The sequence below is a fragment of the Aureimonas endophytica genome (assembly GCF_014642635.1).
In the GTDB taxonomy this organism is placed as follows: domain Bacteria; phylum Pseudomonadota; class Alphaproteobacteria; order Rhizobiales; family Rhizobiaceae; genus Plantimonas; species Plantimonas endophytica.
In genome coordinates this window covers 1-11,209 of the sequence record NZ_BMIQ01000003.1, presented here as the reverse complement: position 1 = coordinate 11,209, position 11,209 = coordinate 1, and the positions used below count along the sequence as shown (strand labels likewise).

Genomic DNA, 11,209 nt, shown 5'->3' with positions numbered 1-11,209 from the left:
CTTGCGAGCCGTCATGACCCAGGCCATCCGCATCTTTGATCCCATCGCCGGCATCCGCCGCAACGAGCCGATCGTCTTTTCCGTCGACGAAGACCTCGGCGCGTCCTTTTGGTGGGCGCGGACCGACAGGGGGGAGCGCGTCCTCTGCCAGCGATTGAGCGAGGGGAGCGAACCCGGCAAGACGCGCCTCGTCGCCTGCCTGAGCTTCGAGGGCAGCGTCGCTCTGACGCTGGAGGCGCCGGTCGAGGAAGGTGTCGCAACGCTCGCCGGCATTCGCGAAATGAAGGGACGAGAGGAGGACTGCTTCGTACGACTGGACACGGGCGCCTTCGACCTCGAGATGTGCTCCGGGACGGCGGGCGGCCTCGGCTCGTCCAAGTGGGGGTTGCGCCATTTTCGCTCGCTGGGGGACGGGTTCGAGCTCCTGCCATCGGGCAACAATGCCATCGGCGGTTTCTACGGCCCGTTCTTCACGCCGGAGAACGGCCTGATCAATCCGCCGGAGCACACGGTGGTCAGGATCGAGACGATCGAGCGTGGACCTGTGCTGCACCACTACCGCATGCACGGCACGATCCCGGACGGACTCCTCGACGAACTGAAGGGCAAGAGCTTCACGATCGACTGGCGCTTCACCCATGGCACGCCCTTCTTCCAGCGCCGCTACGTGGTGGACGACTTCCAGACAGTCATCAACGGCCGGGCGGTTACGAACAAGATCACCGTGGGCGACGAGTTCGAGGGCGGTGTCGGCGAGCTGGTCTTCGATCGCTTCGAGGCCTATGGCGGTACGCGCTACCGCTCGGGCGATCCCTATGCCGGCGAACTCGTGGCGATGGTCGGCGACACGGTGGCTCACTCGCAGAACCAGAACCCGAAATTCGAGGAGTTCCGCGCGCAGCTCGCCGACATCGAGTCGGCGCATTGGGACCTCTACTGGCGCCTCTTCTGCGCCTGGGAAAAGGTACTCAGCGAGGACGAGATCCGCGATCGCCTGGCGCGGGTGCGTGCTGCTTCGCATGTTCTGGCCGACCACCCGGACCAACGCCCCTGGATCCTGACAGACAGGCCCGTCGACGTCTCGGCGGTTCCGCACGAGACGATCTTTCCGGGACCGGCCTCGAAGACGGTCGAATTCCACGAGGCTTCCGGCCGGGCGATGGTCTGGTGGACCTCTGCGCCCTCCGGCGCCTTTCAGATCGTCCAGCGCCGGCAATCCGGCTGGGTGAACTGGGGCTCGAACGGTGAGAACGAATGCCCGGAACTCCCCGTCGGCGTCGACATCAAGACCGCGTACGGTCGCTTCGCCGACATTTGGCAGAACGTCGCAGATCAACTGGAGACGCCGCCGCACGTGACGGTCGAAGCTCGCCCCTAGGGTTTCTCACCCGCAGGCGGCGGTCGTCAGCCGGACCGTCGCCTGCGAGCGTAGCTGGCTTGAGAGGACTTTGGCCGGACGCGCAATTGGCTCGTCCCGCGTCCGGTGTCAGCTGCGGCCTGACGAAGTGACTATCGTCCATAATCGTTCGAGTGCCGAACGTAGCTCTCCGCAGCGGCGTCCCCGAAGCGGACTTTCCGCTATCGGCCTCTAGTCGCATTGGAGACACAGTCTGGCTCGACCTCTTCGCGGCCTGCTAGTGACCCTGCCTCTTCTGCCTCAGCGCGCGCGTCATGTTGCGTTTGGCTTCGGCGAGCGCACCCTTCACGACTTCGATCGTATTGGTGCTCAACTTACCGGCGATGTCCTCGCCAACCATGCGGTAGACGGTCGAGATCAGCGAGCGGCTTGCGTTGCCGGAGTCTGTCAGGGTGATCTTGCTGCCATCGATCTGGACCAAGTTCCGGACAGACAGCCTTTCATAGGCCTTTGCGGCGGCGAGCCGACGGACACCGAGTTCCTCAGCCGCATCAAGGAGGTCGGTAGGCTCGCGGGTGCTTAAGGCAAGCAGGTAGTCGTCTTCACCCGGCGATAGGGCGATGGTTGCCAGATGCATCGCGAGCAAATCACGGGTCAGCTTCGAAACCTCGATCATCGAGGCCGCCAAGGCTTCCTTCTCAGCGTCGTCAGTCCGAGTGGCTTCGAGAACGGTCGAGGACATGACTTTACCTTTCCTGAAAACTGCTCGAACGCAGTTGTCGGAAGTTAAGCTGGCGTAAAGCTGGAGGGACGGCGCATCCCATCGATTTTGGGGATTGTATTACCCGGACTTCCGCCCGCCGAATCGCTTTGCGAATGTCTTGCCCGGAACACCGGCCACAGCGATCGGGGGGGCGTCATGCCTCTTGGGTTGTACGCTCATATCATGCCGAGAACGGGTGGCTTCAGTCCTCGCCAAACATTGAGTCGTTATCCAACGTGGAAATGGAAAACCTCCGCAAGAGCGTCTTGAAAGCGGAAAGGCCACTTTCGGCCCTGTCACGCCTCCGCTTTGCGGTCCGATTAAGTGGTTGGCGGTCGGTCCGGTTCTGGGCCCAGAATCTCCGAAACTGACATGGTTGTCCGCGCGAGTTGGATGGGGGCTACTTCCTCCAGCGGTTCTAGGCTCGTAGCCTCGGCGTAGCGTGCGATCGAAGAAAAGAGCATCTCGCGCTATCCTCGCTCCGCATCGGCCTCGTCGATCAAAGGAAAGTCGGGTTTCATCCACCTGACATCGACGAAACGTTCACTGCGACGGTGCGGACCGTTTACACGTGGCTTCGCGACCCGGCATGGTTCCGCAGTATGACGCAAACCGACACTCGTGCAGGCGTGAGCATTCCCTTGCCCCGAACCAAACTCGGTCAGCCAAGGCCTGCGGCTCAGCAGGGCGCGCTGCTGATCCCGGTGCTGGGCGACCAACTGTCGTTGCAGCTCGCCAGTTTGGCTGGCGTCGATCGAAGCAATGTGGTGGTCCTGATGATGGAGGTGTGGGACGAGGCGACCTACGTTCGGCATCATAAGAAAAAGATCGCCCTGATCTTCTCGGCGATGCGCCATTTCGCCGAGACCCTGCGCTCCGACGGCTGGACGGTCGACTACATCGAGCTCGACGCGAAGGGCAACACGCAGAGCTTTAGCGGCGAGGTGGAGCGAGCCGCTCGGCGGCATGGCGCGACCTTCGTGCGCGTCGTCGAGGGTGCCGAATATCGTGTCCGACAGGAACAGGAGTCCTGGGCCGAGCGCACCGGTCTGCCGGTCGAGATCCTGGAAGACGACCGCTTCATCTGCACCATTCCTGCCTTCCTCACCTGGGCAAGAGGGCGCCGCGAGTTGCGGATGGAATATTTCTACCGCGATATGCGGCGCAAGACTGGCCTGCTGATGACCGACAGCGGCATGCCAGTCGGCGGGCAGTGGAACTTCGATCACGACAACCGCAGAACGCCGCCGCGCGGCCTGAACTATCCGGCGCCAGAGCGTTTCGCCCCGGACGCGATCACGACCGAGGTCTTGAAGCTCGTCGCCGCGCGTTTTGGCCAGCATTTCGGCGACTTGGAGCCGTTCGCCCTGCCAGTGACGCGCGAGCAGGCCTTGCGAGCGCTCAAGCAGTTCATCACTGCGGCGCTACCGGACTTCGGCCGCTACGAGGACGCGATGGTCGCCGGGCAGGACTATCTATACCACAGCAGCCTGTCGCTTCTGATCAACCTCGGTCTCCTCGACCCGCTCGAGGTGTGCCAGGCGGCCGTCGAGGCGTACGAAAAGGGCGACGCACCGATCAATTCGGTGCAAGGTTTCGTCCGCCAGATCATCGGTTGGCGGGAATACATGCGCGGCATGTACTGGCGCGACATGCCGGCTTTTGCGACGCGCAAGGCGCTTGCCGCCACACGACCGCTGCCGGACTTCTACTGGACCGGCGATACCGACATGCGCTGCCTGGCCGAAAGTGTTGGGCAGACGAAGCGCGAGGCCTATGCTCACCACATCCAGCGGCTGATGGTGCTCGGCAACTTCGCACTGATCGCCGGCGTCGATCCGCAAGCTCTCTCGGACTGGTTCCTGGTCGTCTATTTTGACGCCTACGAATGGGTCGAGCTGCCGAACGTCGTTGGCATGAGCCAGTTCGCCGACGACGGTGCGATCGCCTCGAAACCCTACGCGGCGAGCGGCGCCTATATCGATCGCATGTCCGATTACTGCGGCGAGTGCCGCTTCGACGTGAAGAAGAAGACCGGTCCGGATGCGTGCCCCTTCAACGCGCTGTACTGGGACTTTCTGGCGCGGCATGAGAAGCGCTTCGTCGGCAACCCCCGCATGCGGAACATGTATGCCACCTGGAACCGTTTCAGCGGCTCCAAGAAGGCCGAATACAGGGAAAGCGCGGCCGATTTTCTAGCCAGCCTTAAACCCTCGACAAACGGTTGGGCGAGGGAGGCGGATGCATCATCCCCACCGCGAGAGTGAGCGTTGGGCGTTTAGGGGCTGATTGACTTCGGCTAGGCGCTCCGAAGAAAGAACGCACGATCCATCGTGCGATAGGCACCGAGGACCGAAAGGTCGGTGGAGGCCGCCTCGAGGCGCAGTTCCATCGACGGCATCGCGTAGTCGCCCCCGTTCTCGGGAAGTATTCAGAGCGTTAACAGCGGCATGACAGCTTTTCGGCTTGCTTTCGCTGCTAGCAGACGGACCGCTTTCGGCCCGAGCCGGAACTCGTTTCGAATAGACGGGCAGGGTGGATTGCTGTCAGGCCGCTTTGGAGCTAGCAGGTCAAGTTAGCTGCCATTGTTGATTTGGAAAAAGCAGTTCCCGTGACCATACCCCAGCTTCGCGTAGCACGCCCGACCGATGGCCTTACGGCGTTGATTCGTTTCTATTGCGATGGACTTGGACTTAGTATCCTCTTTCAATTCGAAGACCATGAAGGATTTGATGGCGTCATGCTCGGCTCCCCGAGAGCGCCTTACCATTTCGAGTTCACTAGAGCGCATGGACATGTGGCTGGCCGCGCGCCAACCCGAGAAAACCTCTTGGTCTTCTACCTTCCCGATCCAACGGTGTGGCGAGCGGCGGTCGAACGGATGGAGGGGGCCGGCTTTCCAGCCGTTCCGGCGTTTAATCCGTACTGGGATCGGCTCGGCCGCACATTTGAGGGCCCCGATGGGTATAGGGTCGTACTCCAATGCGCGGGTTGGGACGTCTGACGATCGTCGGTTTTCAAGTTAGGCTATTTACCGCGCGGAACGACGACAACGGGTCGAAAGGCGACCGACTGCTTCGCGGAGTGTTTTCCGGGCAAGCGGACCTGCATTTCAGTGACGTCTGGCTGCTTCTAAAAGATCTATGAGAGCAATACTCCTGATTGAAGGTGCATATGAGTTCGAAGACATCTGCTTCTTTGATGGATAGTGGCTGACGAACTGCGGAGCTCCTCCAATCTCAAAGATTCTCCGGGCAGACCAACTCGATCGGTGATGGATTGAATTCGGTCACCTTGCCCTCCAGGCTAGCCGCGACGTGGGAGATTAGGTCATCGCAGATTCTGTCGAGAGGCTCGGCGACGACCAACGCTACTGTGCCGTCCAGCAGGGCCGCGCGACTCTCGCTCGTCAGTGAAGAGCATACTGTTACAGGCCGCGGACCGGCAGGCGCTTCGCGAAGGGCGGCGATGATGCCTTCCATACCGCCGCCCGCCACGTAGCAGCCGACGAGATCGGGATAGGCGGCGAGAACCTCCCGGGTGATCTCGCGAGACCGGACGTTAGACTCCATGTTGGCTGGGGTGTCGATCACTGTGAACTCCGGCGCGTGTTCGCGGAAGTAGGAGCGGAAGCCGACCTCACGCAGTTCGTGACCATGGAAGCCGTGACTGCCGATGAAGACGGCCACTCTGCCAGCCCGGGGAGCCGCGCGGGCGATCATCCAGGCGGCGGTCCGACCCGCCTTGCGGCTGTCGACGCCGATATAGGCAGTACGAGCGGATACGGCGAAGTCGGAAAGCAGAGAGAACACGGGTTTGCCGCTGGCGACGATCTCGCCGACCGCCGCGGTCACCGTCGGGTGGTCCGGACTGACCATGGCCAGGGCATCGCAGCGCGTTGCGAGGCGCCGGACGGCTGCGGCGATTTCGCCGGGGTCCTGCTCGCCCCAGTGCGTCAGCGTCACGGCGCCGGCGAAGCGGTCTGTCGCGGTGACGGCGTCGCGGAGCGCCTCGCCCAGTAGACTGTAAAAGGGGATTTCGGGACTCTGAAGGAGGATGCCGATGCGGCAGCGCGCGATCCTCCGCTCCACGCGGCCGGCGAGCAGCGGCGCGGCATGGAAGTTCAGGTCCCTTGCCGCCGCCGCGATCCGCTCCGCCGTATCAGGCCGCACCGCCGAGCGCCCCGTCAGCGCCCGGTCGACCGTCGCGACGCTCACGCCCGCCGCCTTGGCCACGTCCGCGACCGTCGCCCGCTTCACCATCACGTCCTCCGAGCATCAGACGATGCCAAGAGAATGATAAGTTATGATAGAAAATGCGTCAAACATATTGCGAAAGAATGCGCAATGCGGGAAGGTTCCCGCACATCCAGCCCATACCACCGTCTCCAGTGCCAAGCTCGGAAAGAGCCCATGACCCACGTGTCGATCGATGCCCCTTTGATGAGATCATCACGCGATTACAGCCTGCGCGGCGCGAATGCGTCCCGCGCCGTGGAAAGCGGTCTGGCGGCGGCGGAGTGGTACCACACCGATCTGCCACGCAAGCAGATGAAGGAGCTGATGAAACGTTCCGACGGACCCGCCATCCGGGATACCGCCATCTGGTTCGGCGCCATGTTGGTACTGGGCACCGCCGGCGCTCTGCTGTGGGGTACCTGGTGGTGCGTTCCGTTCTTCCTCGCCTATGGCGTCTTCTATGGGTCGGCCTCGGATTCCCGCTGGCATGAATGCGGCCATGGCACCGCCTTCAAGACGGCTTGGCTGAACGACATAGTCTATCAGATTGCTTCATTCCTGATCATGCGCAACCCCGTGACTTGGCGTTGGAGTCACGCCCGGCACCACACCGATACGGTGATCGTCGGCCGCGATCCCGAGATCAACATCATGCGGCCGCCAGACTTCCTCCGCGTTCTTCTGAACCTCTTCGGCCTGATCGATGTGTGGCATGCAGCGACGGACATGGTCCGCAACGCGGCCGGCAACGTCAGCGAAGACGAGCGGATCTTCGTGCCGGAATCCGAGCAATCGAAGATGATCCTCGTCGCCCGCATCTGGCTGGTGATCTATGCCGCCGTCATCGGCCTTGCGGTCGCGCTCGGCTCCTGGTTGCCGCTGATGCTCGTCGGCCTGCCGCGCCTCTACGGCGGCTGGCATCAGCTCCTCACCGGATTGATGCAACATGGTGGGCTCGCCGACGACGTGATCGACCACCGGCTGAACAGCCGTTCGGTGCTGATGAACCCAGTCAGTCGCTTCGTCTACTGGAACATGAACTATCATGTGGAACATCACATGTTCCCCATGGTGCCCTACCATGCCCTGCCGAAGCTGCACGAGGCAATCAAGCACGACCTACCGGCACCCAACCCCTCGATGCTGTCGGCCTTCCGCGAGATGATCCCGGCCTTCGTCCGGCAGATGCGCAATGAGGACTACTTCCTGAAGCGCGAACTTCCCCCGACTGCCAAGCCCTACCGGGAGGAATTCCACATCGACCCGCTGGCCGTGCCGGCCGAGTAAGCCCGAACAGGTCCGGGGCACGGCAGCCCGGATCGAGGACAATTCCTTGCATGGGAGGACGATATGTCGAACTGGGTCGAGGCCTGCGCCGCGGACGACGTCGAGGAGGAGGATGTGATCCGCTTCGACCACGAGGGACGCACATTCGCGATCTTCCGCTCGCCGGAGGACGAGTTTTTCGCGACGGATGGCCTTTGCACGCATGAACGCGTCCACCTCGCGGACGGGCTGGTGATGGGCGACGTGATCGAGTGCCCGAAGCATAACGGCCGGTTCAGCTACAAGACGGGACGGGGCAAAGGTGCGCCGATCTGCGCCGATCTGAAGACCTATCCGGTACGGGTCGAGGGCGGTCGCGTCCTCGTCGATCTCGGGTGAGCGCGATGGCCAGATCGGGAATGGTGATCGTCGGCGCGGGAGAAGCCGCCGCGAGGGCCGCCTCGACGCTCCGCGAGGCAGGTTACGACGGTCCAGTTACGCTGATCGGCGATGAGCCGCATGCTCCATACGAGCGTCCGCCGCTGTCGAAGGCGGCGATGACGGCGGAAAGCCTGGACGGACCCCCTTCGATTCTCGACGCCGACCGGTTGGCCGAGGCTCGTATCGATCACCTCGCCGGCCGCCGCGTGTCCCGCCTCGATCTGGAGAGGCGCCTTGCGCTGCTCGACGACGGCAGCGCTTTTCCCTACGCGAAACTCCTGATCGCCACGGGGGCAAGTCCGCGCCGGCTGAAGCTTCCGGGCGCCGATGACGGAGGTGTCCTTTACCTTCGTACCTTTGCTGACGCGCTGGCGCTGCGCGAGCGCCTGAAGCCTGGCAGCCAGTTGGCGGTGATCGGCGGTGGTTTCATCGGTCTCGAGATCGCGGCCGGCGCCGTCGAGCGCGGTTGTGGGGTCGCGCTCATCGAGATGGCACCACGTATCCTTATGCGCGGCGTTCCGGCGGAGGTCGCGGAGATCGTGCAGGCACGGCACGAGACGGCGGGCGTGCGTATCCTGACCGGGGTTGCGATCGACCGGATCGAGCGACAGGGCGATGGCTGGGCGGTCAGACTCGCGGACGGCACGGCGGTTGACTGCGATCTCATCGTTGCCGGCATCGGTGCAGTGCCCGAGACGGCGCTTGCCCAGGCGAGCGGCCTTGCTGTCGAGAACGGCGTGCGGGTTGATGGCACGCTTCGCACGAGCGATGCCCATGTCTTTGCGGCCGGCGACTGCTGTGCCTTTCCGCATCCGCTTTATGGCGACCGGCGACTGCGCCTCGAGGCTTGGCGCAACGCCCAGAATCAGGGGGCGCTGGCCGCTCGCAACATGTTGGGGCAAGAGGAGTGCTACGCGGCCGTGCCGTGGTTCTGGTCGGATCAGTACGATCTCGGCCTACAGGTCGCGGGCCTCGCCGATGCCGGAAATCGGATCGTGCGACGCGAGAGTGCCGAGGCGTCCTTCTTCTTTCACTTGGACGACGCGGGACGGCTCGTCGCTCTCAGCGCGATCGGCCTCGGCAATGTCGTCGCGCGTGACGTCAAACTGGCAGAGATGATGATCGCGCGGCGCCTCGCACCGGATCCCGCAGCCTTGGCCGACCCGGGCGCTAAGCTGAAGACGCTGCTTGCCACCTCATCGCCTGCTCTAGCGACGGCCGCGTGACACTCGCCGTGCCTCCTGACGTTCCGGAGCTTTTCCCGATGCAGTCGATGATCGTCCTTCAGTCGCTCTGGTCCATGGAACGTCGCCACCCGGATGGCTTCGAGCCGCCGTTGGAGGAGAGCGTCGAGCGAATTGCGAGAGCAGGCTTCGACGGTCTGAGCGCGCATTGGTACGACGACGCAGCGGTACGTCCCATTGTGGACGCCATGCGCCAATCGGGGATCACGGCCGTGGAGGGCATGTGCTTCCCGACGAGTGTCGAGTCTTTGAAACCGGCGTTGGAGACGGCTTCGCTCTTTCCCGTTCATCATCTAAACATTCAGCCGGACGTGCGGCCGCGCCGGCTCAACGAGGCCGTCGGTCTTGTCGAGGGCTGGATGCGGCTCGCCGAGGAGGTGGACTTCCCAGTCTATATCGAGACGCATCGCGGCCGCCTTACGAACGACCTTTTGTTTACCCTCGACCTTCTGGATGAGATCCCGGATATGCCCCTGCTCGCCGATCTCTCGCATTATCTGGTGGGACGTGAGATCGAGCTTCCTGTGTCCGACGAGAACCAAGCCATGATCGAGCGGATTCTCGAGCACTCCTGGGCCTTCCATGGTCGCGTCGGCACCTGCGAGCAGGTCCAGATCGAAATCTCCTTTCCGCACCACGCTCCCTGGATCGAATTGTTCCGCGGCTGGTGGGATTACGGCTTTCGGAGCTGGCGCCGCCGGGCTGAAACTGGCGACATCATGAGCTTTACCTGCGAACTCGGTCCACGACCCTACGCGATCACCAATCGAGATGGTGAGGACACGACAGAGCGCTGGGCGGAGTCAATGCAAATGCGAGACATCGCATTGGATATTTGGGCACGGACCGAGCAACCGGGCTCGAGTTGAAACCAAGATGGTCTCGAAATTGCAAATGGTGCTGAGTGCCTGCCGCGTTGGGCCCGTCCGTATGGCGTGATATAGTCGCCAACCGCCCGAACTCGCTTGAACGTCCGCTTTCGGTGTCGCGCGCAGCATCGTTCAACGTCTTGAAAGCGTCGACAACTGAACGTCTGCTAATTGGCCTTCTTTCGCCTGAAGCGGACGGTTAGCTATCGGCCCGCAGCTGGAATAGCCATAGTGGTATCCGAAGCTGGAAACCTCACGGAACAGATCCCTCACCTATACTCGATACCTCCAAAAAGGGTCTTTACGGAACTCGCAGGAGATGCGGGCAGGTGTCGTTTCCAGCGGCCCGCTCGCTTCGTTGCGTCAGGCCTCGATTAGAATCGCCCTGAAGTCGTTGACGTTGGTTCCAGTCGGTCCGGTGACGATAAGGTCGCCAATCGTCGAGAACGCGCTCCAAGCGTCATTTTCGGCCAGCAGCCGCAGCGGATCCAACCCGCGAGCGCGCATCCGGGCGGCCGACGTACCATCTGCATAAGCGCCCGCGTTGTCCTCGGACCCGTCTATCCCGTCCGTATCGGCCGCCAGGGCGTAGATCCCCTTCAGTCCGTCGATCGCTAGGGCAAATGCAAGCAAGAACTCGGTGCTGCGCCCACCCTTGCCCGAGCCTCGGACGGTCACCGTCGTCTCGCCGCCCGAAAGGAGGATGACTGGCGCCTTGAAAGGACGATTCCGACTGCGGATCTCGCGGGCGATCGCCGCGAGTACGTTCCCGACGTCGCGCGCTTCGCCCTCGATGCAATCGGAGAGGATGAAAGCTGGAAATCCCTGGCGGATCGCGAGGTCGCGCGCGGCCTCGAGCGAGATCGCGGAGGACGCGACGACCATCGCCGTGTTTGCCGAGAGACGTGGATCGTCCGGCGATGGAGAAGGGTTCTCCCGCGAACCTAGAGCAGGTTTTTTGAACTCGGAGTCGCTTCAGTGGTGACGGCTGGGCTGGTTCGTGATTCACGTTGTCCTTTGGGGAGGCGACG

The 11,209-nt window shown here is 62.8% G+C and carries 9 protein-coding genes and 1 pseudogene; 7 read left to right on the top strand and 3 right to left on the bottom strand.

The window, feature by feature from the left end; all coding sequences use genetic code 11:
- Positions 1-13: 13 nt before the first annotated feature.
- Positions 14-1,378, top strand: a complete 1,365-nt coding sequence (locus IEY14_RS10175) for a hypothetical protein (protein ID WP_188908146.1) — start codon at positions 14-16, stop codon at positions 1,376-1,378.
- A gap of 256 nt (positions 1,379-1,634) precedes the next feature.
- On the opposite strand, the gene IEY14_RS10170 is transcribed toward IEY14_RS10175, so the two are convergent.
- A complete protein-coding gene (locus tag IEY14_RS10170) occupies positions 1,635-2,099 on the bottom strand; it encodes a helix-turn-helix domain-containing protein (protein WP_188908145.1) in 465 nt (154 codons plus the stop codon).
- Positions 2,100-2,722: 623 nt separating this feature from the next.
- Here IEY14_RS10170 and IEY14_RS10165 point away from each other — a divergent pair.
- Together IEY14_RS10165 and IEY14_RS10160 are read left to right on the top strand one after the other, a co-directional pair.
- Positions 2,723-4,387 (top strand): cryptochrome/photolyase family protein, encoded by a 1,665-nt coding sequence (locus IEY14_RS10165; RefSeq protein ID WP_188908144.1) that lies wholly within the window; start codon positions 2,723-2,725, stop codon positions 4,385-4,387.
- Positions 4,388-4,731: 344 nt separating this feature from the next.
- Positions 4,732-5,124, top strand: a complete 393-nt coding sequence (locus tag IEY14_RS10160; RefSeq protein WP_188908143.1) for a VOC family protein — start codon at positions 4,732-4,734, stop codon at positions 5,122-5,124.
- Positions 5,125-5,359: 235 nt separating this feature from the next.
- Here the strand turns inward: IEY14_RS10160 and IEY14_RS10155 are convergent, their stop codons facing one another.
- Positions 5,360-6,382, bottom strand: a complete 1,023-nt coding sequence (locus IEY14_RS10155) for a LacI family DNA-binding transcriptional regulator (RefSeq protein WP_188908142.1) — start codon at positions 6,380-6,382, stop codon at positions 5,360-5,362.
- Between the two features lie 150 nt (positions 6,383-6,532).
- Here IEY14_RS10155 and IEY14_RS10150 point away from each other — a divergent pair, with 150 nt between their 5' ends.
- The 4 genes from IEY14_RS10150 to IEY14_RS10135 all read left to right on the top strand — a co-directional run bounded on the left by IEY14_RS10150 (position 6,533) and on the right by IEY14_RS10135 (position 10,178).
- Positions 6,533-7,645: a fatty acid desaturase family protein gene (locus tag IEY14_RS10150; RefSeq protein WP_244639427.1), complete on the top strand. Its 1,113-nt coding sequence runs from the start codon at positions 6,533-6,535 to the stop codon at positions 7,643-7,645.
- A 63-nt stretch (positions 7,646-7,708) separates the two neighbouring features.
- Positions 7,709-8,023 (top strand): MocE family 2Fe-2S type ferredoxin, encoded by a 315-nt coding sequence (locus IEY14_RS10145; protein ID WP_188908141.1) that lies wholly within the window; start codon positions 7,709-7,711, stop codon positions 8,021-8,023.
- Between the two features lie 20 nt (positions 8,024-8,043).
- Positions 8,044-9,291: an NAD(P)/FAD-dependent oxidoreductase gene (locus tag IEY14_RS10140; RefSeq protein WP_188908140.1), complete on the top strand. Its 1,248-nt coding sequence runs from the start codon at positions 8,044-8,046 to the stop codon at positions 9,289-9,291.
- A 38-nt stretch (positions 9,292-9,329) separates the two neighbouring features.
- The gene (locus tag IEY14_RS10135; RefSeq protein ID WP_188908139.1) at positions 9,330-10,178 is read left to right on the top strand and encodes an IolE/MocC family protein; all 849 of its coding nucleotides are present in this window, start codon (positions 9,330-9,332) and stop codon (positions 10,176-10,178) included.
- 363 nt (positions 10,179-10,541) lie between these two features.
- On the opposite strand, the pseudogene IEY14_RS10130 reads toward IEY14_RS10135, so the two are convergent.
- Positions 10,542-11,105 (bottom strand): annotated as a pseudogene (locus IEY14_RS10130) (glycerate kinase type-2 family protein); the annotation flags it as partial.
- Positions 11,106-11,209: the final 104 nt, after the last annotated feature.

Excerpts from the sequence above, each read along its gene's own strand:
- IEY14_RS10175 (WP_188908146.1), top strand. The coding sequence starts at position 14 with ATGACCCAGGCCATCCGCATCTTTGATCCCATCGCCGGCATCCGCCGC.
- IEY14_RS10170 (WP_188908145.1), bottom strand. The coding sequence starts at position 2,099 with ATGTCCTCGACCGTTCTCGAAGCCACTCGGACTGACGACGCTGAGAAG.
- IEY14_RS10165 (WP_188908144.1), top strand. The coding sequence starts at position 2,723 with ATGACGCAAACCGACACTCGTGCAGGCGTGAGCATTCCCTTGCCCCGA.
- IEY14_RS10155 (WP_188908142.1), bottom strand. The coding sequence starts at position 6,382 with ATGGTGAAGCGGGCGACGGTCGCGGACGTGGCCAAGGCGGCGGGCGTG.
- IEY14_RS10150 (WP_244639427.1), top strand. The coding sequence starts at position 6,533 with ATGACCCACGTGTCGATCGATGCCCCTTTGATGAGATCATCACGCGAT.
- IEY14_RS10145 (WP_188908141.1), top strand. The coding sequence starts at position 7,709 with ATGTCGAACTGGGTCGAGGCCTGCGCCGCGGACGACGTCGAGGAGGAG.
- IEY14_RS10140 (WP_188908140.1), top strand. The coding sequence starts at position 8,044 with ATGGTGATCGTCGGCGCGGGAGAAGCCGCCGCGAGGGCCGCCTCGACG.
- IEY14_RS10135 (WP_188908139.1), top strand. The coding sequence starts at position 9,330 with ATGCAGTCGATGATCGTCCTTCAGTCGCTCTGGTCCATGGAACGTCGC.